Annotated in this window: 21 protein-coding genes; 7 read left to right on the top strand and 14 right to left on the bottom strand. The window is 60.7% G+C overall.

The features are described from left to right. Both mreC and F550_RS0115695 read right to left on the bottom strand, forming a co-directional pair. On the bottom strand, positions 1 to 927 hold the full coding sequence (gene mreC, locus F550_RS18760; RefSeq protein ID WP_018149536.1) for a rod shape-determining protein MreC: 927 nt from the start codon (positions 925 to 927) through the stop codon (positions 1 to 3). 109 nt (positions 928 to 1,036) lie between these two features. Then, on the bottom strand, positions 1,037 to 2,077 hold the full coding sequence (locus F550_RS0115695; RefSeq protein ID WP_018149535.1) for a rod shape-determining protein: 1,041 nt from the start codon (positions 2,075 to 2,077) through the stop codon (positions 1,037 to 1,039). Between F550_RS0115695 and F550_RS19520 the strand changes: the two genes are divergently transcribed. Then, the gene (locus F550_RS19520; RefSeq protein WP_018149534.1) at positions 2,076 to 2,201 is read left to right on the top strand and encodes a hypothetical protein; all 126 of its coding nucleotides are present in this window, start codon (positions 2,076 to 2,078) and stop codon (positions 2,199 to 2,201) included. The genes F550_RS0115695 and F550_RS19520 overlap by 2 nt on opposite strands. A 353-nt stretch (positions 2,202 to 2,554) precedes the next feature. Here the strand turns inward: F550_RS19520 and F550_RS0115685 are convergent, their stop codons facing one another. From F550_RS0115685 to F550_RS0115670, 4 genes are all read right to left on the bottom strand, one after another. Beyond that, positions 2,555 to 4,090 carry a 2-isopropylmalate synthase gene (locus F550_RS0115685; RefSeq protein WP_018149533.1) on the bottom strand — a complete coding sequence of 512 codons (1,536 nt, stop codon included), beginning with the start codon at positions 4,088 to 4,090 and terminating at the stop codon, positions 2,555 to 2,557. A 160-nt stretch (positions 4,091 to 4,250) separates the two neighbouring features. Continuing rightward, positions 4,251 to 4,994, bottom strand: a complete 744-nt coding sequence (locus F550_RS18130; RefSeq protein WP_169332284.1) for a TVP38/TMEM64 family protein — start codon at positions 4,992 to 4,994, stop codon at positions 4,251 to 4,253. A 51-nt stretch (positions 4,995 to 5,045) separates the two neighbouring features. Further along, positions 5,046 to 5,429 (bottom strand): GNAT family N-acetyltransferase, encoded by a 384-nt coding sequence (locus F550_RS0115675; protein ID WP_018149531.1) that lies wholly within the window; start codon positions 5,427 to 5,429, stop codon positions 5,046 to 5,048. A gap of 74 nt (positions 5,430 to 5,503) precedes the next feature. Further along, complete coding sequence (locus F550_RS0115670; protein WP_018149530.1) at positions 5,504 to 6,319, bottom strand: class I SAM-dependent methyltransferase; 816 nt, start codon at positions 6,317 to 6,319, stop codon at positions 5,504 to 5,506. Between the two features lie 203 nt (positions 6,320 to 6,522). Between F550_RS0115670 and F550_RS0115665 the strand changes: the two genes are divergently transcribed. From F550_RS0115665 to F550_RS0115645, 5 genes are all read left to right on the top strand, one after another. Further along, positions 6,523 to 7,122, top strand: coding sequence for a tetratricopeptide repeat protein (locus tag F550_RS0115665; protein ID WP_018149529.1), 600 nt, complete (start codon positions 6,523 to 6,525; stop codon positions 7,120 to 7,122). 20 nt (positions 7,123 to 7,142) lie between these two features. Beyond that, the gene (locus F550_RS18125; RefSeq protein ID WP_018149528.1) at positions 7,143 to 7,526 is read left to right on the top strand and encodes a VOC family protein; all 384 of its coding nucleotides are present in this window, start codon (positions 7,143 to 7,145) and stop codon (positions 7,524 to 7,526) included. Positions 7,527 to 7,581: 55 nt separating this feature from the next. After that, entirely contained in the window at positions 7,582 to 8,358 is a 777-nt protein-coding gene (locus F550_RS18120) for a GGDEF domain-containing protein (protein ID WP_169332282.1), read from the top strand. Positions 8,359 to 8,436: 78 nt separating this feature from the next. Further along, the gene (locus F550_RS0115650; RefSeq protein WP_018149526.1) at positions 8,437 to 9,447 is read left to right on the top strand and encodes an LLM class flavin-dependent oxidoreductase; all 1,011 of its coding nucleotides are present in this window, start codon (positions 8,437 to 8,439) and stop codon (positions 9,445 to 9,447) included. Between the two features lie 62 nt (positions 9,448 to 9,509). Further along, positions 9,510 to 10,427 (top strand): DMT family transporter, encoded by a 918-nt coding sequence (locus F550_RS0115645; RefSeq protein WP_018149525.1) that lies wholly within the window; start codon positions 9,510 to 9,512, stop codon positions 10,425 to 10,427. A gap of 10 nt (positions 10,428 to 10,437) precedes the next feature. On the opposite strand, the gene eda is transcribed toward F550_RS0115645, so the two are convergent. The 5 genes from eda to F550_RS0115620 form a co-directional block, all read right to left on the bottom strand. After that, positions 10,438 to 11,079 (bottom strand): bifunctional 4-hydroxy-2-oxoglutarate aldolase/2-dehydro-3-deoxy-phosphogluconate aldolase, encoded by a 642-nt coding sequence (gene eda / locus F550_RS0115640; protein ID WP_018149524.1) that lies wholly within the window; start codon positions 11,077 to 11,079, stop codon positions 10,438 to 10,440. Beyond that, positions 11,076 to 12,056 (bottom strand): glucokinase, encoded by a 981-nt coding sequence (locus F550_RS0115635; RefSeq protein WP_018149523.1) that lies wholly within the window; start codon positions 12,054 to 12,056, stop codon positions 11,076 to 11,078. The genes eda and F550_RS0115635 overlap by 4 nt, the downstream gene beginning before the upstream one ends. Next, the gene (gene edd, locus F550_RS0115630; protein ID WP_018149522.1) at positions 12,049 to 13,893 is read right to left on the bottom strand and encodes a phosphogluconate dehydratase; all 1,845 of its coding nucleotides are present in this window, start codon (positions 13,891 to 13,893) and stop codon (positions 12,049 to 12,051) included. Before edd ends, F550_RS0115635 begins: the two co-directional genes overlap by 8 nt. After that, positions 13,890 to 15,359 carry a glucose-6-phosphate dehydrogenase gene (zwf, locus tag F550_RS0115625; protein ID WP_018149521.1) on the bottom strand — a complete coding sequence of 490 codons (1,470 nt, stop codon included), beginning with the start codon at positions 15,357 to 15,359 and terminating at the stop codon, positions 13,890 to 13,892. The genes edd and zwf overlap by 4 nt, the downstream gene beginning before the upstream one ends. Positions 15,360 to 15,488: 129 nt before the next feature. Next, positions 15,489 to 15,905 carry a DUF3617 domain-containing protein gene (locus F550_RS0115620; RefSeq protein ID WP_018149520.1) on the bottom strand — a complete coding sequence of 139 codons (417 nt, stop codon included), beginning with the start codon at positions 15,903 to 15,905 and terminating at the stop codon, positions 15,489 to 15,491. 207 nt (positions 15,906 to 16,112) lie between these two features. On the opposite strand from F550_RS0115620, the gene F550_RS0115615 reads away from it, so the two are divergent. Continuing rightward, entirely contained in the window at positions 16,113 to 17,462 is a 1,350-nt protein-coding gene (locus F550_RS0115615; RefSeq protein ID WP_018149519.1) for an MBL fold metallo-hydrolase, read from the top strand. A 43-nt stretch (positions 17,463 to 17,505) separates the two neighbouring features. Here F550_RS0115615 and ilvC read toward each other — a convergent pair whose 3' ends face one another. From ilvC to F550_RS0115600, 3 genes are read right to left on the bottom strand one after another with little or no spacing between them, the layout of a single operon-like run. Further along, positions 17,506 to 18,525: a ketol-acid reductoisomerase gene (ilvC, locus tag F550_RS0115610; protein ID WP_018149518.1), complete on the bottom strand. Its 1,020-nt coding sequence runs from the start codon at positions 18,523 to 18,525 to the stop codon at positions 17,506 to 17,508. 46 nt (positions 18,526 to 18,571) lie between these two features. Next, the gene (ilvN, locus tag F550_RS0115605; RefSeq protein WP_018149517.1) at positions 18,572 to 19,123 is read right to left on the bottom strand and encodes an acetolactate synthase small subunit; all 552 of its coding nucleotides are present in this window, start codon (positions 19,121 to 19,123) and stop codon (positions 18,572 to 18,574) included. A 6-nt stretch (positions 19,124 to 19,129) separates the two neighbouring features. Further along, positions 19,130 to 20,917 carry an acetolactate synthase 3 large subunit gene (locus F550_RS0115600; protein ID WP_018149516.1) on the bottom strand — a complete coding sequence of 596 codons (1,788 nt, stop codon included), beginning with the start codon at positions 20,915 to 20,917 and terminating at the stop codon, positions 19,130 to 19,132. Between the last annotated feature and the right edge of the window lie 33 nt (positions 20,918 to 20,950).

Raw genomic sequence — 20,950 nt, 5'->3', positions numbered from 1 at the left:
TCAGCCCCCGCCCGGCACGGCAGGCTCAACTGTCTGCGCGTCCGACGCAGCTGTCTCGGTTGCTTCGCCCGCGACGGCCTCGCCGTCTTCAGCGACCTCTTCCAGTTCTTCTGCCGGAAACTCTTCAGGCGTTGGAATATTCATGCTGGGCATCAGCCTGACAAAGCCGCCGCGCCCGCGCGTCATGCCGAACTCAACCCGAAGCGCGCCGCCGCGTTCAACGACTTCCCCCACAATGATGCCGCGCGGAAAGATGCCGCCCTCACCAGACGTCAGGACCCGCTCACCAAGAATGAAGCTGCCGCGTTCTGGAAGATCGGTCAGCGTGCCGAGATCATCGCGGTCACCAAAGAGAATGGCGCGCATACCGCTCGCCTCGCCCATGACGGGCACGCGCGAGTTAAAGTCTGTCACCAGAAGGACGCGCGATGAGCGCTCCCCCATCTGGACGACACGTCCGACAAGACCCCCCTCATTTTCGGCATAGGACCCGGCCTCGACCCCCTGGAGCACTCCGGCATTGACCAGGATCGCTTCGCGAAACGGGCCATTGGTCTCAGATGTGATGCGAGCGGTCACACCTCGCACTGGCGGCTCTCCCATCACATTCAGCATGTCTTCATAGGCTTCGAGGCGCGCCGCCATCGAGATTGCCACGGAGCGATAGCGTGTGAGCTCCCGGACTTCTGCTTCCAGTTCGCGAACGCGCTGGTCGCGGGCCGCCTTGCCTGAGATACGGTCCCAGAGGCCTGGGCGCGCCGAGCTGGCAAGCTGGTCGGCGGCGACGGTCCGGGTCGGGTCGATCCAGGCGCGAAGGCGAGGCGAGGTCTGGGCAAGCAGAACAGCAAACAGCACGACGAGCGCCACAATAAGAGCGTACCGGCGGACGGGCCGGGCCTTCAGACGTTTTCCACGCATACGGGCCATAGCGGTGCCTTATTGCCTCCCACGCAGGCTTGATCCTGAAGTGAAGCGCGAACGCGTGCAACCGGGTTTTCAGCTATAACGCCTGTCGCGCACCGAAGTCGCGGCGGCCCTAGACCTCTGGCGAAAGGACGTTCTTCATCCGGACCAGATTTTCCAGGACATAGCCGCAGCCCTGCGCGACGCATTTCAGCGGATCGTCGGCGATCATGACGGGCAGCTTGGCCTGCTCGCGGATCACAACGTCGAGGTTGCGCAGGAGCGCGCCGCCGCCTGTCAGGACAATGCCACGATCAACAATGTCAGCAGCTAGTTCTGGCGCCATGGCTTCGAGCGCGAGACGGATCGCGTCGACGATTTCATTGACCGGATCGGCAAGCGCTTCGGCCATCATGGCCTCGTTCACTTCCACCTCGTTCGGCACACCGTCGATCGTGCCGCGGCCTCGAACCGTAACGGTAAGACCATCGCCGCTCTCCGGTGCCTTCGCCGAAGCGATTTCCTTCTTGATCCGCTCGGACGACATCTCGCCGATCATGATCTGCTGGTTCTTGCGCAGATAGGACATGATGGCGTGGTCCATCTTGTCGCCGCCGACACGTACGGAGCGTGAATAGACGATACCGCCCAGCGAAAGCACGGCGACCTCCGTCGTACCGCCGCCAATATCGACGACCATAGAGCCGGCTGGCTCCTCGATTGGAAGCCCAGCGCCGATCGCGGCGGCCATTGGCTCTTCGATGAGCTGGACTTCGCGGGCACCAGCGGCCAGCGCGGACTGATGGATGGCCCGGCGTTCAACATTGGTCGCAGAGCTCGGCACGCAGATGATGATGAGCGGCGAAACGAAGGCCCGGCGATTATGCACTTTGCGAATGAAGTGCTTGATCATTTCTTCGGCGACTTCGAAGTCGGCGATGACGCCATCACGCATCGGGCGGATGGCTTCCATGTTGAGCGGGGTCTTGCCGAGCATCTGCTTGGCCTGATTACCAACCGCGTAGACAACCTTGCGGCCGCCCTGGTTCATGTAAGCGACAACAGACGGTTCATCGAGCTTGATGCCCTGACCTTTGACATAAACGAGCGTGTTCGCCGTTCCGAGGTCAATCGCCATATCTGTGGAGAGCATGCCGAGGAGGCTACCGATCATGAGCAAGGTCGCTTCTTTACTGGAGGCATGGCAGTTCTTTGCCGCCATGCAGGATTATCTGTTTAGCCAGCCCAGTTCCCCCATGCCGCCTATCGCCCGCGAAAGCAAGCATCAGACTGCCTGAAAACGGTACGCTTCGTACACCCGCCCATTCCCCATACAGTATGGGCAGAGACGCTTGCAATGCTGTTCGCTGCTAACGCTGCAGACAAGTACGTATCGTTCCGTCTGACGCGATTCGCCCGCCCGCACAGGCCTGCGGCAGCGCTCGCCCTTCTGTTCAAACTTCGCCCTCAGAAAGATAGATAACGGCTGTGAAACTGCGGTCGGTGCCGTGCGCCGAGCACCTTTCTCCAGCGCAGGCTTACTTCCGTAGAGGCCCACAGAAAACCAGGAGACCGAAAGATCCCCTGCGCCTCCAGGCGCTGCAACATCATTGAAAGTGAACCGGCACAGAAAGGCCAGAAAAACGGAGGCTCAGGCGGCCAGACGTTTAAGTCGCCGAGCTTCCAGCTTGTTGAGCGCATGGATGTAGGCCTTGGCGCTCGCGACCAGCGTGTCGGGATCAGATGCGCGCCCAACCGCCATGATGCCTTCACCGTTCAGACGGACGCTGACCTCGGCTTGCGCGTCGGTCCCGCCGGTCACGGCATGCACCTGATAGAGGTCGAGCTTTGCTTCATGATCCACGATCTCGCGGATCGCGTTGAAAACCGCATCGACCGGTCCGTTCCCAGTGCAGCTTGCCGTCAGGACAGCGCCGTCGACCCGCAGGGAAAGATCTGCCTGCTGTGGACCGACCGATCCTGCGATGACCCGAAGCGAATCAAAGCCGACCCGTTCGCCCATCGCCGAGAGCTGGTCATCAACCAGTGCCAGGATGTCATCATCGAAGACATGCTTCTTGCGATCGGCGAGGTCCTTGAACCGGCGAAACGCCTCGTTCAGGGATTCAGGGTCGAGGTCGTATCCCAGCGAGTTGATCTTGTCGCGGAAGGCGTTGCGTCCCGACAGCTTGCCCATGACGAGCGAGCTTTTCGACACGCCGACGTCCTCCGGCTTCATGATTTCGTAGGTCTCGGTGTTCTTCAGCATGCCATCCTGATGGATGCCGCTTTCGTGCGCAAAGGCATTCTTGCCGACGATGGCCTTGTTGTACTGGACCGGAAACCCGGTGATCCGGCTGACCATCTGGCTGGCGCGTGCCAGGCGTGTCGTGTCGATCGCGGTTTCGAAAGGCAGCGAGTCGCCCCGCACCTTGAAGGCCATGACGATCTCTTCAAGAGCGGCATTGCCAGCACGCTCACCAAGTCCGTTGATCGTGCACTCGATCTGGCGTGCCCCGGCCTGCGCCCCGGCAATCGAATTGGCGACAGCAAGGCCAAGATCATTGTGGCAATGGGTCGACCAGATCACCTTGTCGGAATTCGGTATCGTCTCCCGCAGGCTGCGGATCAGGGCACCATACTCATCGGGATGCGTATAACCGACTGTGTCAGGCACGTTGATCGTCGTCGCGCCCGACGCGATCGCCGCATCGATACACTTGCAGAGAAACTCGAACTCGGTGCGCGTGGCGTCCTCGGCCGACCATTCGACATCGTCGACAAGGTTGCGGGCGTGGGCCACAGATCGCCCGACCGCTTCGAGAACCGCGTTCGGCCCCATCTGAAGCTTGTGTTTCATGTGGACCGGGCTGGTCGAGATGAAAGTGTGAATGCGCGGACGGGCAGCGTGGCGCACGGCCTCGCCGCAGCGGTCAATATCTTCAAGTTTTGAGCGCGACAGCCCCGTGATGACAGACGACTTTGACCGGCGCGCGATTTCGCGAACCGCTTCGAAGTCGCCCTGCGAGGAGGCCGGAAAGCCTGCCTCAATGATGTCGACGCCCATCGTCTCGAGCAGGTCGGCAAGCTCGAGCTTTTCGGTATGGGTCATGGAGGCGCCGGGCGATTGTTCGCCATCGCGCATCGTCGTATCGAAGATGAGAATTCGGTCTTTTTCGGTGGTCATGGACGGGCCTGCGGAAGTCTTGGGGGTGTCAGTGAGAGGGCGGTTGCATCAATCCCCTGACCAGGCGCCAGACAATTAGTGTCCGGCGGCCACCAGCCAGGGGCCGGTAAGTAGCAGGGCAGCCAATCCATTGAGGGGCAATTTCTTGCGCATGAACGACCTATTCCGGCTTTTCACTTGTCCTGTCAACCGGGTTAATGGACATCGGCGAAATGATCTTGCCAGTTTTCTGGCGGTGACGAACGTAGAGCCAGAGCCCCCCAAACATAAGCGCAGCCAGGACCGCAAGTGCCACGGCCAGCATCGGAGATCCTGTGATCGCTGAGATCAGACTCTGGCCTGCAAATGTGACCAGAAGGATCTTCGGCAGGGAGCCGATCGCCATGCCGGCCAGAAAGGCGAAGTAGTTCGCGCGCAAGGCACCGAACGCCATGTTGACGATGAGGAATGGTCCCGTCGGCACGTTGCGGACAATGAGGCTGGCCGCAAAGGCGTTACGGCTGACAAATTCAGCAAACCGGGCGGTGCGACGGCCCGAAAAGCGCGCGACCGCCGCTTCGCCACTGAACCTGCCAAGCCAGAAGGTGACTGAGCCTGACACCATGGTCGCGACCCAAGAATAGAGCGCGCCATTGACCGGACCAAATGCAACGACAGCGGCGCCAATCAGACCAAACTGCGGCAAGCCCACAAACGCGGCCCCGGTAAACAGCGCGATCACCGCTGGCAGGGCCCACCGCGTGTCAGCCATTTCCTGCATCTGCGTGATGAAGGCTTCAAGCGAGCCAAGAACGCCGGTCTTGCCCAGGAGAAACAGCGTGATGACCGTCGCACCCAGCGCCAGGCCCAGCCAGAGCGCCTTGCGCGAACGCGCTGCGGGTATGCGGTCGGTTGTTGTCGTCATGCGGAGATCCATGTCCTCCAGACCAGAATGTCCGTCAAGTCATCCCGGACGTCAGAGCTTGAGCAAAAGGCGCGGGAGCGAACGGCCCGAGACAGATCCAGACAGGGCGGTCCCGGCTTCGCGAGCGCCATAGCGCGTATAGAAACCGACGGCGCCCGGATCGGATTCAATGATCATATCATGGGCGCCGCGTTGTCGCGCGGCATCACACGCCCAATCCATGAGGACCCGCCCGACACCAGCGCCTGCGTTGTCTGGCTCAACAAAGAGCTTCTCCAGAAAGCAGCCATCAGGACCGCTGCTCACCTGAACTATGCCAAGAATGTTGTCTTCGCCGTCCACTGCAACGGCCACCTCATCCTCTTCCAGGTCCCATTGAGACAGGGTGAGTTCTTGCCTGAAAGCTTCGAGCAAAGTTGCATCATAGCCGTGCACCGCTTTCGAACGCAGACACAGAGCCGATAGGGCTTCCAGCTCCACGGCGCGAGCTCGGCGTATCTGAGCCACCGTTATGGCGCGCTGTTGGGTTTCTCAAACTTCATGAGGAACTGGTCGGTGCGTCCGCGCACGGCCTCATCGAAGACGTTCGCGCTGAGATCATCGCCTGGATTGGCCAGTACATCGCTTTCAGAAACCAGCACAAAGCCTGCCTCACGGCCAAGATCGCGAACGATCTGTGGATCGATGCGGTGTGTTTCTCCGCCAATCGTCGCAGGTGAGCCTTCAGGTGCCGTATGGTCGAGCACGACGAACATGCCGCCCGGCTTCAGAACACGGAAAATTTCTGGAAAGGAGTCGTCTGGGTTGGACACAAGCGGTTCGCCATTTTCGGGCGTGTACCAGAGCTCATGCGGTCCCTGAAACCAGGTCGCCACATCGACGCTCTCGTCGTCCATTGGGAGATCGTCAAAATCGGCGCGGACGTATTCGACATTCTCCAGCCCCTCGATGCGGATTTCGGCAGCGTCGCCGAGAAAACCGTCAAAGGCAGCCGGGTTCTGCATATAGAGCGTCGCCTCATCGCTGAGGTATCGCGAAAAAATCTCGGTGAAATAGCCACCGCCCGCTTCCAGCTCGAGAACGGTATCGCCCGGCTGAAGAGCCATGAAACTGATAACTTCAGATGGCTTGCGCAGTTCGTCGCGCTCGACATCGGTTTCCGGCCGGTCCGCGCTGGTAATGGCCACGTTCAGGCGTGCGGCATCGACGCCGGCAGTGTCCATCATTGGCGGCGGCGGGGCTTCAGCTGGCGGAAGGTCGCGCTCTGTCGTGGTGGCGCAGGCCCCAAGCATGGCAAGCGCGCTCAGTCCGATGACAAGTCTCATTGCAAACTCCCTCTTTCATCACGGGCCATCAGCCCGTCCTGCCGGGATACGCGGTTCCGTCGGGCCAGACAATGAAAATCCGGTCAGGCAGGACGTCCCCTCCCCCAGGAAGAGGCACCAGTTGCAGCGTCAGACAGGAAACCGCCACATTCATGTCGTGTTCTGGAGGCTGACATAGTAGCCTTTAAGAAGCGAGGTCCTCCATGAAGACGTTTTCCATGCTGGCCGCCGGCCTTTTCACCCTCTCTGCGCTCGCCTTTTCGCCAGTCGCCGCGGCCCAGTTCGGTCCCGAACGTGTCGCAAGGCCTGACGCAGATGAGCTTTATGCCGACCGGGCGATGAAGAATGGCTGGTATGATGACGCGCTGGAGCGCTATGGCGCGGCCTGCGAAGATAAAAGCCAGCAGCGAGAAGTCTGGGCGCGCAACTGTCGCAAGCTCGGCAACATCTATCGCCGGGGCCTCGGCATCGATCAGGATTATGCGCGCGCCAAGGCCATCTATGATGAAGCTTGTTTCGATGGGCGCGACGCCGATAGCTGCCTCGAGCAGGCCCATGTCAGCTTCAAGGGCAATGATGACAATCAGGATTACGAATATGCCCGCCGCCTCTACAAGCGCGCCTGCGACCTCGGCGATCAGACAGGCTGCGCGGCTTATGGCTCTATGCTTTATCGCGGCCAGGGCGGAATGATGGAGCGCGATAAGGGCAAGGACTATATCCAGAGGGCCTGCGAGATCGGCGACAGCTGGGCCTGCGACCGCGCGCAAGGCTTCGGATTCCCCAACCGCCGAGGGCTTTGAAGCCGGTGAGCGAGAGCAACATGCATCGGGGCATAAGCGCGTTGACCTTGTCCACGAAAGACATGGCAAACGCCGTCGCCTTCTATGAAAGCCTGGGCTTCCGGCTGGACTTCATAGCAGGCGACAAGAGCTTTGCCACGCTCTGGGCCGGGCCAACAGCGCTTAACCTGACGACGGAGCCGGGCACCTTCGGCTTCTGGGGCCGCGCAATTTTTGAAGTCAGCGATGTCGACACGTTTCACGACAGATGCAAAGAGGCGGGGCACCAGGCTGACTTTGCACCACGCGACGCCCCCTTGCTGGAGCGGTACTTTCACATCCGTGACCCGGACGGCCATGAGCTCAGCTTTATGACGCCGCTGCCCGGCAAGACGTATCCGGGCCAGAAAAACGAAAATACATAAAATTTAAAACATGCGCTTCGGCGAATATTCGCTTTCGCCTGCTAAACAGCGCTTCATGACGCAGAGCTATCGCCTCCTTCATGCCGATGACGGCGCCGTATCCCGGGCCCTGATTTTCTTCGGGCTGGTGATTGCGGCGGCCCTCTCGCTCGCGGTTCTCTTTGCCGTCGTATTTACAAAGTTCTTTGGTCTGCCTGCTGGCCAGGATGACTTTATGCTGACGACAGTTGTCATCGCTGCCTGTGTGGCGAGCCCCATGGCCGGGCTTGCTGCCCAGAACCAGTACAGGGTTGATCGTTATCAGACGACGCTGGAGGCGATGGCCTCGACCGATCCGCTGACGGGGCTTCTCAACCGCCGCTCCTTCAAGACGCTGGCGGAAGAAGAGCTTGAACGCATGCGCCGCACGCAAAACAGCGTTTACATTGCCCTCTTCGACCTCGATCACTTCAAGCAGGTCAATGACACTTACGGCCACGCTTTTGGTGACCGCGTCCTGACCTCCATCGCCAATCTCAGCCACGCCGCTCTGCGCGGACCGTTCGACCGCCTTGGGCGCTGGGGCGGTGAGGAGTTCATCATTCTGATGAGCGAAGTCACGCAGGAACAGGCCCACGCTGTTTGTGAACGTCTTCGCAAGCGCATTGCGGGGGCTGACTATACATTCAATGGTAAGACAACCCGCATCTCGGCCAGCTTTGGCGTTGCCAAGCTGCGCCCTGAAGACGGCCTCACCAACTGTATCGAGAAGGCTGACGCGCTTCTCTATGAAGCCAAGAATGGCGGCCGCAACCGCGTCCGCAGCGAAGCGAAAATTCGCAGCGCGGCCTGATCGCGCGATATCGCGCTAGAGGCGGTTGCCCGACCCGGGCCTATTGAGAACAGACCGGACGGCCCATACATTCAGGGCATGATACCGTTTTCCGTACTCGACCTCGCCCCGATCGTTGAAGGCAGCGATCCGCAGGACGCGCTTGCCCGCTCAAAACGGCTCGCCACCCACGCCGACAGGCTCGGCTACAATCGCTACTGGCTTGCCGAGCATCACAACATGCCGGGTATCGCGAGTGCCGCGACCGCCGTCATGATCGCCCATGCAGGACAGGACACCGAGCAGATCCGGCTTGGCGCTGGCGGCATCATGCTGCCCAATCACGCGCCGATCATGGTGGCCGAACAGTTCGGCACGCTCGAGGCGATATATCCCGGCCGCATCGACCTTGGTCTTGGCCGCGCGCCCGGCGGCGATCAGCTGGTCTCACAGGCGCTTCGCCGCACGATGGTTGGCGGTGAAGACCGTTTCCCCCGCGAAGTGATGGAGCTGCAAGCGTTTCTCGGCCCGGTCCAGCCCGGCCAGCGCGTGCAGGCGGTCCCCGGTGGCGGGACCGATATCCCGCTCTGGATCCTCGGCTCGTCGACGTTCGGTGCGCAGCTCGCCGCCCATCTTGGGCTGCCCTATGCGTTCGCCTCGCACTTTGCGCCCCAGCAGATGAAGCAGGCGGTCTCGATCTATAGAGAGACCTTCCAGCCATCCGAGCAGCTGAAAAAGCCTTATGTCATGCTGGGCTTCAACATGATCGCGGCCGATAGTGACGATGAGGCAGAGCGCCTCGCCTCCTCGCTTCGCCGGACCTTTATCAATCTCCGCCGGGGCACGCCAACGCGTCTTGCGCCGCCAGACCTAGCATTCGATGCTGAAATCCAGCCGCACGAACGCGCCATGCTGGATTCGGTCCTCTCCTGCTCAGCGGTCGGGTCGCCAAAGACGGTCAGCGATAAACTTAACGCTTTCCTTGCCGACACCGGCGCAGACGAGCTTATCCTGTCGGCTCACATTTTCGACGAGAAAGCTCGCATGCGCTCCTACGAGATCGCTGCCGAGGTCCGCGAAAGCCTTGGTACGGCGAAAGCTGCAGAGTGAGTATAACACACAGATAAAGAAAAGCTGGCAGGCGCCATGTTCGCGCGTTACACCGCGCGCCCATGCTGACACGCCTTCTCGCCATGCCTGTTCTGATTGCCGTCTTCGCCATTGCGGTGGGGTCAGGCATTGATGCGCTCGTCAAAGGCGTCGCGCCTGGCGCCGGGCTTCATCACCTGCTTGCCTGGCGTTTCCTGTTCGGGGCCGTCATTGCCGTTGCGGTCTTCAAGGCCAAGAAACGCCCACGCCCCTCGAATGAAGCCATCCGCTTTCATACGATGCGCGGCCTCCTCCAGCTCTTCTGCGCCTTCACTTTTTTCTATGCGCTGACGCAGCTGAGGCTCGCCGAAGCAACCGCACTTGGCTTTACCGCCGCCCTGCTCGTTGCGCCCGTCGCGCGTGTCGTCATCGGTGAGAAGCTGAGCCCTGTTGCCATCATCGCTGCAATTCTCGGGTTTGGCGGTGTGGCGCTCGCCGTCTTCGGCTCCAATCCAGGCGGCAGCGAAGAGGCCGGACAGCGGATACTCGGCTATATCGCCCTCTTCAGCTCGACGATCGGTTATGCCTTCGTGCTGGTCTTTCTGCGGATGCGGGCCCGCCACGAGGACGCAACCACGATAGCCATGTTCACCAATGTCGTGCCTGCAATCGTGATGCTTCCGGTGACAATTGGCCTCTTCGGCTGGCCGGTCCTGTCGTACATTCCGTTCTTCCTGCTGCTCGGCATTCTTGGCTATTCGGTCTGGTATCTGATGACGCTTGCCTATGCGCGCGCCGAAGCGCAGATCCTTGCGCCGCTTGAGTACACCGCCCTTGTCTGGAGCGCGCTGCTCGGTCTCTTCTTCTTTGATGAATGGCCGGGTCCGGCGCTCTGGATCGGCGCGGTCATCATTATCGCGAGCTGTCTGATCGTGGCGTTTGAAAGCCGCTTTCGCACGCGCCGCGCCGCGAGGATGCCAGCGAGCGATATACCAGATTGAGGCGAGCTCTTTAGCTGCGCCGCCCAAGCTTTACGGCGGCTGCAGCCTTCTCAGCGATGGCGTCCCAGTCGCCATTCGCCATGTCCTCTGTACTTGCGATCCAAGAGCCGCCAACGGCAACGACGTTTGGCAAGGCCAGATAGTCAACTGCGTTTTCGGGGGTGACCCCGCCCGTTGGCATGAAGTCCATATGCGGCAGCGGCCCGGAAAGGGCTTTGAGGAATTTCGCGCCGCCTGCCGCTTCGGCCGGGAAGAATTTCATGACCCCATAGCCTTCGTCGAAGCGCGCCATGGCCTCGCTCGCCGTCGAGATGCCCGGCAAGATGACCCCGTCATAGCTGGAGAGGGCGTCCAGCAGCATGGGGCCTGCACCGGGTGTGACGAGGAAATCAGCGCCAGCCTTTAGCGACGCATCGACGTCGCCCTCAGAAATGATCGTACCCGCCCCGACCAGTAGTTCATCACCGACAAGGCCCATGCGCCGGATGACCTCCAGCGCGACCGGCGTACGTAATGTAACCTCCACCGATGTCAGGCCACCTCGGATCAACGCCTCTGCCAGAGGCTCGGCGTGGTCTGCCTCATGAACGGTGAGCACGGGGACGACGGGCGCCCTGTCGATCGCGTTGCGAAAAGCGGTCATGGTTTTCATGGCACGGTCACCTCATCGAATTGCAGTGCGGCTGCGCCGATCAGTGCAGCCTCCCCCGACATCAGGATCCGGATGGGGATGGGCTGCATGTAATCGCTCATTGGCCCGCGTTGCAGGAAACGGTCAATAGCGCCCGGCGCAGCGAGCCAGTCAGCGAGCTGTTCTGCCACGCCGCCAGTGATAACAACCCCGCCCTTCGTTCCGTTCGTGAGCGCCGCATCCCCAAGCGCATAGAGCGTTCCGCGCGCCTTGATTTCACAGATGTCGCGGCAGATCGGATCGCCCTCATTGGCGCGTTCAAGGACCTCGCCAGGGGGGGTCTTCTCCCAAGGAGTGCCATCGATATCACAGAGCGCCTTGTGGACCGCGTCAAAACCTGACCCGGAAAGCACAAGCTCGCGCGAAACATAAACATGGCTCTCACGCAGTTTTTCAGCCAAAGCCCATTCGCGCGGAGTCGCTGGTGCAAAGGCAGCGTGCCCACCCTCACCTGTCAGCACCCGCCATCCTGCAGTACCGACGGGTATAAGGGTTGCCATACCAAGCCCTGTGCCCGGCCCGGACACGAGGATGGGCTGGCGCGAGCTGCTGTCTGGTTCGCCCTCGTGGATGAGCCTGAAAGCGCCTTCGGGAAGCTCAGGGATCGCCCGAGCCATGGCGGCATAGTCATTGACCAGCCGGACCGAAGCGAGGCCGCACTTTTCCTGTAAACGCGCCGTATCCACCATCCAGTCGCGATTGGTCAGTTGAACCCGGCCTTTCGAAACAGGGCCAGCCAGCGCGATGAGCGCCTCGCGGGGCGCGCCCTTTCCCAGCTGATCGAGATAGGCGCTTAGCGCGTCGTCGAATGCGTCAAAATCGTCGCCGGGCATGACCGAGACATCAGAAACGACCGGCTTTCCAGCAAAGCCCTGCCGGGCCACAGCGAACCTCACATTCGTGCCGCCAATATCCCCAACCAGCACCGGATCAGCCATGGCCGCCCCCGGGCAGCGGGAGGAAGAACTCAAACAGGCTGCCACCGGAATCCGGGCGCCCGGCATTGTTGCGGAACGCACCGAAGAGCTCACGTCCAAGCCCCTGCCCCAGAATATTGGGGCGGTACTGCGCTGGTTCTCTGGCCTCAAAAACGGAGGGGTCGCAATCGATATCCAGCTCGCCTGTCTCTGCATTGAGGCGGATCATGTCGCCGTCCTGGACACGCGCCAGTGGGCCGCCGCGCACCGCTTCGGGGCTGACATGAATGGCTGCTGGTATTTTTCCGCTAGCTCCGGACATCCGGCCATCGGTGACCAGCGCGACCTTGAAGCCCTTGTCCTGAAGCGCGCCGAGCGCTGGCGACAGCGCATGCAGTTCGGGCATGCCGTTGGCGGCCGGGCCCTGAAAGCGGACCACCGCAATGAAATCGCGGTCCAGCACCCCTGCCTTGAAGGCCTCTTTCAAAGCGTCCTGGTCGTCGAAAACACGCGCCGGGGCTTCAATGATGCGGCGGTCTTCCTTCACCGAGGAAACCTTGATGACGCCGCGGCCCAACGGGCCGTTTAGCATGCGAAGCCCGCCCTCCTTCTGGAACGGGTCACTAACGGGCCGGACGATATCACTATCGCCACTCTTTTCAGGCGGCTCGCGGAATGCAATCGCGCCATCCTTCAGCCAGGGCTCGCGCGCATGGTCGGCAATACTGCCCATGATGCCACGTGCCTCTCCGTTGAGAAGCCCGCCCGCAATCAGCTCACGCATGACGAAGCTCATGCCCCCAGCGGCCTGGAAATGGTTCACATCGGCCGGGCCATTCGGATAGATGCGGCAGAGAAGCGGCGTCACTGCGCTTACATCGGCAAAATCCTCAAGCTCGACCTGATAGCCGGATGCGGCCGCCATCGCCGGGATATGCAACGCGTGATTGGTTGACCCGCCGGTTGCCATCAAGCCAACCATGGCGTTCACCCAGCTACGCGCATCGATCATCTCGCCCATCGGCGTGTAGTCGCGCTTCACCGTCAGCTCCACGACGCGGCTGACAGCAGCGCGGGTCAGCGCCTCGCGAAGCGGCGTGCCTGGGTTTTCGAATGCGGCGCCCGGTATGTGTAGCCCCATCACTTCCATCAGCATCTGATTGGAATTGGCGGTGCCATAGAAGGTACATGTGCCGGGGCTGTGATAGCTTTCCGCTTCGGCCTTCAGCAGCGCGTCGCGGTCCACATTGCCAAGGGCGTATTCCTGCCGGATGCGCTGTTTTTCCGGGTTTGGCAGGCCGGATGGCATCGGCCCGCCCGGCACGAATATGTGCGGCAACCAGCCAAAGCGCAGCGCGGCGATCATAAGCCCGGGCACGATCTTGTCGCAGATCCCAAGGTGGAGCGCGCCGTCGAACATGTCGTGGCTGAGCGAAACGGCAGAGGCGAGCGCGATGACGTCGCGGGAAAAGAGCGACAGCTCCATGCCCTGCTGCCCTTGCGTGACGCCGTCACACATCGCCGGTACGCCGCCCGCCACCTGCGCGGTCGCATTCACCTTGCGAGCCGCATCGCGGATAATTTGTGGGTAATCCTCATACGGCGCATGGGCAGAGAGCATGTCGTTGTAGGCGGTGATAACGCCGATATTCGGCCAGTTCGCGCCGAGAAGCTGGGTCTTGTCCATGATGGCGCAGCCAGCAGAGGCGTGGGCCAGGTTGCCGTCGGCGAGCTTCTGGCGGGCAAAGCCGTCAGGCTTACGGCCCCGTATCAGCTCCAGATAGGTCGCCCGCGTTTCGGCCGAGCGCTTCTCGATCCGCTCAGTCACTTCCTGAATTTTGGGGTGTAATGAGGTCATTTGCCATTGCTCCACCAGTCGCGGCCATCCTGGCGAAGCAGCATGCGCGCCTCGACAGGGCCATCTTCAAGTCCAGCAGCATAGGTATGGATCGGTGTGTTGGCCGCTGCCCAGCCCTCCAGAAGTCCGTCCACCCAATCCCACGCCTCTTCGACTTCCTCGCGCCGCATGAAAAGCGCCAGGTTGCCGCGAACCACATCCATGAGCAGGCGCTCATAGGCATCGGGATACCGCAATTGAAACGATTCCGCATAAGAGAGGTTCAGTGGCAAGGACTGCACGCGCAGGCCGCCGGGCCCCGGCTCCTTGATCTGAACGTATAGCTGCACGCCTTCATCGGGCTGCAGGCGAATGATCAGCCGGTTGGAATGGGCCTGATCCTCGCCGAACATGGCGTGCGGCGCCTCGCGGAACTGGACCACAATCTCTGAGTGGCGCGATCGCATCCGCTTGCCCGTGCGCAGATAGAACGGCACCCGCGCCCAGCGCCAGTTATCGACCCAGGCCTTGATGGCCACGAAAGTTTCGGTGTCACTTTCACCGCTTTCGAGCTCTTCGAGGTAACCCTTTACCTGCTTGCCATCGACTGTACCGGCGTCGTACTGCGCACGCACCGTGTCCGCACCGACATATTTGGACTCGATCGGCCGCAATGCGTTCAGCACTTTTATCTTCTCGGTCCGGATTTCATCCGCCTCGATGGAATTGGGCGGCTCCATCGCAATGAGGCAGAGAAGCTGCAGGAGATGGTTCTGCAACATGTCTCGCACCGCGCCTGCGGTATCGTAATACCCCGCCCGGTCGCCAACGCCGACGCTTTCAGACACAGTGATCTGGATGTGATCGATCGCCGTCCGATTCCAGAGCGGTTCGAACAGCGTATTGCCAAAGCGCAAGACCAGAAGGTTCTGAACGGTTTCCTTGCCGAGATAATGGTCGATCCGGTAAATCCGGTCCTCGGCGAACACGGCACCAACACCGCTATTGATCGCCTTTGCAGACTGTAGATCGGTCCCGATCGGCTTTTCCAGCACGACACGAGTATCGCCATCCGCAAGGCCCGCAGCGCCGATTGCCTCACAAATGGGCACATAGATTTTAGGCGTCACAGCGAGATAGAAGATCGCCGGGCGGTCATCATCGCCGAGCTTTGATTTCAGGTCAGACCAGTCGGCTTTCGGGTCGGTGGCATCGAGCGCGGTATACGCCAGAAGCTTCTCGAAAGCTGCCCACTGATCCTTGTCGATCTTGTCCTTGGTGTGGGCCTCGCAGGCTTCAAAGGCAAAGGCGCGAAACGCCTTGTCTGTCATCTTCGTGCGCGAGACCCCGACAATTCGCGAATCCTCGGGGACCTGCCCATCCGCGAAGCGGTGATAGAGTGCAGGCAGCAGCTTGCGCTGGCTAAGGTCGCCCGTACCCCCGAAAATGACGAGATCGAACGTTCCAACAGGAATAAATTTTGCCATCTTCCACACGTTCTAGGCAGGCAAGCGATGCTGTCAAAGGAAGACAAGCGAGAAAGTTCAATAATCTTTCCGCAAGGGCACCTTGGCATCAGTTTACGCGGACCGACGCACAATCCTGCATCGCCAGAACTAACAGGTTGAGGAGACGCGTTCAGCCGTCGCCGTCAGCATCACGGGCACGTTTTCACTGGCCGTGCCAGTCCATCCGGTGGCGTTCAGAATGGCCGTATCCGCGCCGACCTGCAGCTTTCCATCCAGCTCTCCATCCGGCCCGCCGGAACACTGCAGCTTGAAATCATAACCGTCAGCCGTTGTTTCGCTGTCGGTGACGCGGCAGCGAGAATTGATGTCATTGAAAAGCTGGTCGAAAGAACTTTGCGACATGTCTGAGCCGACGCAATACTGCCCACGGTCGCCTGCCGGGATCGGACCAATCATGTAACGTGCCTGGTAAGACCAGAGACCTTCGGCCACATTGGCCTGCGCGGAGGCGGTCCCCAAAATGGTGAGAGCGGAAAGGCCGAGGGCAAAGATACGGGCGGTCATAGGGGCCTTTCGAAAAGCGCAGATTTCGGCAGTCTTAAATGTGCACCAGCGCGCCGAACGGCAAGATAAAGAGATTTAATCTGATGTTCAGTCGCCATTCAGCCCAGGCTTGAAGGTAGAGGCAGCCCATTCTGGTACGCCTTGGAGCCTTGAGGTCTTTCACGCGTAGTTGGGGCACACTCTATTAGCATCGATCGGAGGCAAAGAATGTTCCTGCACAAGATCAAGTCGAATGGCCTTGCTCACCTCTCCTACATGATTGGATCGAATGGGAAGGCCGCTATCATCGATCCGCGCCGTGACATCAGCGCCTACATGGATCTTGCGCGCAAGGAAGACGTCCGCATTACGCATGTCTTCGAGACCCACCGGAACGAGGATTTCATCTCTGGCGCACCTGCCGTTCGCGCTGCGACAGGGGCTCGTATCCTGCACGGCCCCAACCGCGATACGCCGATCCAGTACGCAGAAACCACGCGCGAGGGCGACCATTTCGAAATCGGCTCCATGCGGATCGAAGTACTGGAAACGCCGGGCCACACTTATGACAGCGTTTCCTATGTCCTCTATGACACGGCATTCGATAATCGCGCTGTTGGCGTCTTTACCGGCGATGCCTTGTTCATCGGGGATGTCGGACGCACCGACTTCTATCCCGACCAAAAGCGTGAGGTATCCGGACTGTTGTTCGACAGCCTGCAAAAGCTGAAGACACTTGGCGACCAGACAATTGTCTACCCGGCACACGGGGCCGGGTCGGTCTGTGGTGCCGGGATGGCGGACCGTGAGTTTTCCACGATCGGGCATGAACGCTTGAATAACGATCGGTTTGCCATGACGGACCGTGAGGCCTTCATCGACGCAAAGGTAGCCGAGAACCACTATCAGCCCCCTTATTTCGAGATGATGGAACGGCTCAACACTGAGGGCGGCGCACCCACCGACCGTTATCTTACGCCGCCACCGATCAGCCCGGACAGCGAGCTTCTCAAGGGTGAAGCGCAAATCGTCGACATTCGCAGCGAGACAGATTTCGCCGCAGCCCACGTCCCCGGAAGCTACTGTATCCCTGCCGGCATGCTCGCTTCCTTTTCTGGCTGGTTCCTCGACTATGACCGCGACATCGTGCTGGTCAGCGACAGCGCTGCGCAGGCACAGGAAGCAGCGACGACCCTCGCTCGCCTCGGCTATGACCGCGTTGTTGGCCATCATGCCGGGACGGTTCCGATGGCGACCTCAAACCAGCCGCTTGAGAGCATCGACCTGATTGACACTGATGAGGTGAAAGCGCGGCTCTCCGACAGGCCCTCTGGCTGGACGCTGCTTGATGTGCGCAGCATCGACGAATTCAAAGGCGGCCATATCGAAGGCGCAGAACACGCCTATGCCGGCCGGATACCTGTCGACCTGCCAGACCTTGACCGTTCGGGCCCGATCACAGTGATGTGCGGCAGCGGCATGCGCGCCAGCATCGCCGCCTCCGTTCTCAGGCGGGAAGGCTTTGAGAAAGTCGATGTCTATTACGGCTCATGGAAAGCCTGGAACAGCCAGGGCTGAGCGATAAAGGGCGGACGCCGTTTCCGGCGTCCGCCTGATCAGTCTAGTTGCGCGACTTGTCGACCAGCCGGTCATTCTGCGCCCAGTGCATCATGCTGCGCAGCTTCTCGCCGACTTCCTCGATCTGGTGGTCATTCATGCGGGCACGTTTGGCATGGAAGCCCGGCGCGCCGGCCTGGTTTTCCAGAACCCAGTTGCGCGCGAATGTGCCGTCCTGGATGTCGGTCAGGATCTTCTTCATCTCCGCCTTCGTCTCAGAATTCACGACACGTGGGCCTGAGACATACTCGCCATACTCGGCGGTGTTGGAGATCGAATAGTTCATGTTTGCGATGCCGCCCTCATAGATGAGATCGACGATCAGCTTGGTCTCGTGAAGGCACTCAAAGTACGCCATTTCCGGCGCATAACCGGCCTCGACCAGCGTTTCGAAACCAGCCTTGATCAGCTCGACAATACCGCCACAAAGGACCGCCTGCTCCCCGAAGAGGTCGGTCTCGGTTTCTTCGCGGAAGCTGGTCTCGATGACGCCAGCGCGGGTGTTGCCGATGGCCTTCGAGTAAGAGAGCGCAACGTCCTTCGCGGTGCCGGTCGCGTCCTGATGGATCGCGATGAGGCCCGGCAGGCCGAAGCCGCGCTGATACTGGTCGCGCAGCGTGTGGCCAGGGCCTTTCGGCGCTGACAGCGAGATGTCCACGTTCGCGGACGGGCGGATGAGGTTGTAGTGAATGTTGAAGCCGTGGCCGAACATGATGTGCTGGCCGTCGCGGACGTTCGGCTCGATCTCGTTCGCCCAGAGCACGGCCTGCTTCTCGTCCGGGATGAGGATCATCACCACATCGGCCCATTTGGTCGCCTCTGCCGGGGTCATAACCTTCAGACCCTCGGCCTCACACTTCTTGCGGCTGGATGAACCTTCCTGAAGCCCCACCACGATGTCGGTGACACCGCTGTCGCGCGCGTTCAGCGCATGGGCGTGGCCCTGGCTGCCATAGCCGATCACGGCGACTTTCTTCTTGGTGATGAGGCCGAGATCGGCATCCTGCTCGTAATAGACTTTCACTGCTCGTTACTCCTTGGTGTCTCTGGGATACTTTTGAAATTGATACCTAGCCGGCATCCTTGCCGCGGCGGATTGAAAGCACGCCTGTGCGGCTGACTTCGACAAGGCCGAGGGGCTCCATCAGCTCACAAAACTGGTCGATCTTTTCAGACGCGCCGGTGATCTCGAAGATGAAGCTCTCATTCGTCGTATCGATGACGCGGGCACGGAAGATTTCGGCGATGCGCAGCGCCTCGACGCGCGGGTCGCCCTCACCGGCCACTTTCACGAGCGCCAGCTCACGCTCAATGCCGCGCTTTGACTTGGTGATGTCGATGACGGCCGCCACCGGCACGAGCCGCAGAAGCTGCGCCTCGATCTGTTCCAGCATATGGGCGGTGCCCGTCGTCACGATCGTGATGCGGGAGCGGTGCTTGCCGCGGTCCACTTCGGCAACGGTCAGGCTTTCAATGTTATAGCCGCGCGCAGAGAACAGCCCGACGACGCGGCCCAGTACGCCCGGTTCGTTGTCGACGAGGACGGCGAGCGTGCGGCGCTCTTCGACCTCTTCGGCATGGTCCATGTCATAGGCGCTGGCGGGGATCGGTTCGCGGGTCATGTCAGCTCACACCATCTTCCGGCCGGCTTCGTCAATCTCGTCGCCAGCGATCCTGCCGAGGATCATCTGGTTGTGCGGCGCGCCTGATGGGATCATCGGCAGGCAGTTTTCCGCCTTCTCGACCCTGCAGTCAAAGATCACCGGACCCTCATGGTCGATCATCTCCATGATCTTCGCATCGAGCTCTGCCGGATCATCGCAGCGGATTCCATGGGCGCCGTAAGCTTCGGCCAGCATCACAAAGTCCGGCAGACTTTCGGAATATGAGTGGGAATAGCGCTCACCGTGCAGCAGTTCCTGCCACTGGCGCACCATGCCCATCCACTCATTGTTGAGGATGAAGACCTTGATCGGCAGCTTGTGCTGAACCGCAGTCGAGACTTCCTGCATCACCATCTGTACCGAGGCTTCACCGGCAATGTCGATGACGAGGCTATCGCGGTGCGCAGCCTGGATGCCGACGGCAGCTGGCAGGCCATAGCCCATCGTGCCGAGGCCACCCGACGTCATCCAGCGGTTCGGTTCTTCGAAATGATAGTGCTGGGCCGCCCACATCTGGTGCTGGCCAACCTCGGTGGAAATGTAAGTGTCGCGGTCCTTTGTCAGCTCATAGAGCCGCTCAACCGCATATTGCGGGCGGATCGCGCCATCATTTTCCGGATAGGCGAAGCAGTCCACCACGCGCCATTTGGCGATCTGTTCCTTCCAGTCGGCAAGGTCTGGCGCTGGCAGGCGGCGCGCCTTCCAGCCATCGAGTAGCGCCTGAAGCGCGGCCTTGCAGTCAGCGATAACCGGCACATCAACCCGGATGATCTTGTTGATCGAGGACGGGTCGATATCGACATGGATCTTGCGTGAGCCCGGCGAGAAGGCTGAGATCTTGCCGGTCACCCGGTCATCGAAACGCGCGCCAACGCAGATCATCAGGTCGCAATCATGCATGGCATTATTGGCTTCATAGGCCCCGTGCATGCCGACCATGCCAAGCCAGCCTTCATGGCTGGCCGGGAAGGCGCCGAGACCCATCAGCGTCGAGGTGACCGGAAAACCGGTCGCCGCCTGAAGCTCTCTCAGCAGTCTGGAGGCTTCCGGGCCTGAATTGATGACGCCGCCGCCCGTATAGAAAACCGGCCGGCGCGCCGTGGCCATCATGTCGAGCGCATCGCGGATCGCATGCTCGCTTGGCTCGGTCTTTGGCCGATAGGTTGGTTTGTTGACGCCCTGCTTGCCGGTATAGGTGCCGGTCGCAAACTGGATGTCTTTCGGAATATCGATGACGACCGGACCGGGGCGGCCCGATGTCGCGATCAGGAAGGCTTCGTGCAGCGTGCGGGCAAGCTCATCCACATCGGTGACGAGATAATTGTGCTTGGCGCAGCAGCGCGTGATGCCAACCGTATCGCATTCCTGGAAGGCGTCGGTCCCGATGAGGTGTGTCGGCACCTGCCCGGTGATGACGACCATCGGAATCGAGTCCATCATCGCGTCGGTGATCGGGGTGACCATATTGGTCGCGCCCGGGCCAGACGTTGCCAGCGCGACACCGCATTTGCCGGTCGAGCGGGCATAACCTTCGGCCGCGTGGCCCGCGCCCTGTTCATGGCGCACAAGGATGTGCTGGATGGACGGCTGAGAATAGAGCGCGTCATAGATCGGCAGGACTGCCCCGCCCGGATAGCCGAACATGGTGTCGACACCCTGCTCCATCAGCGCAGTAATGACCATCTCAGCACCTGTCATACGGGCCCCGTCGAGGGTCGATTGGTCTTGGTCGGTCAGCGTGTGGGTGTCCATTAGCCTTTTCCTGTCTGTCAGTCCGGTCGTCTC

The sequence above is a fragment of the Henriciella marina DSM 19595 genome (assembly GCF_000376805.1).
GTDB classification, from domain to species: Bacteria; Pseudomonadota; Alphaproteobacteria; order Caulobacterales; family Hyphomonadaceae; genus Henriciella; species Henriciella marina.
The sequence above is the reverse complement of the archived record's forward strand: the minus strand, read 5'-3'. Positions and strand labels throughout refer to the sequence as shown.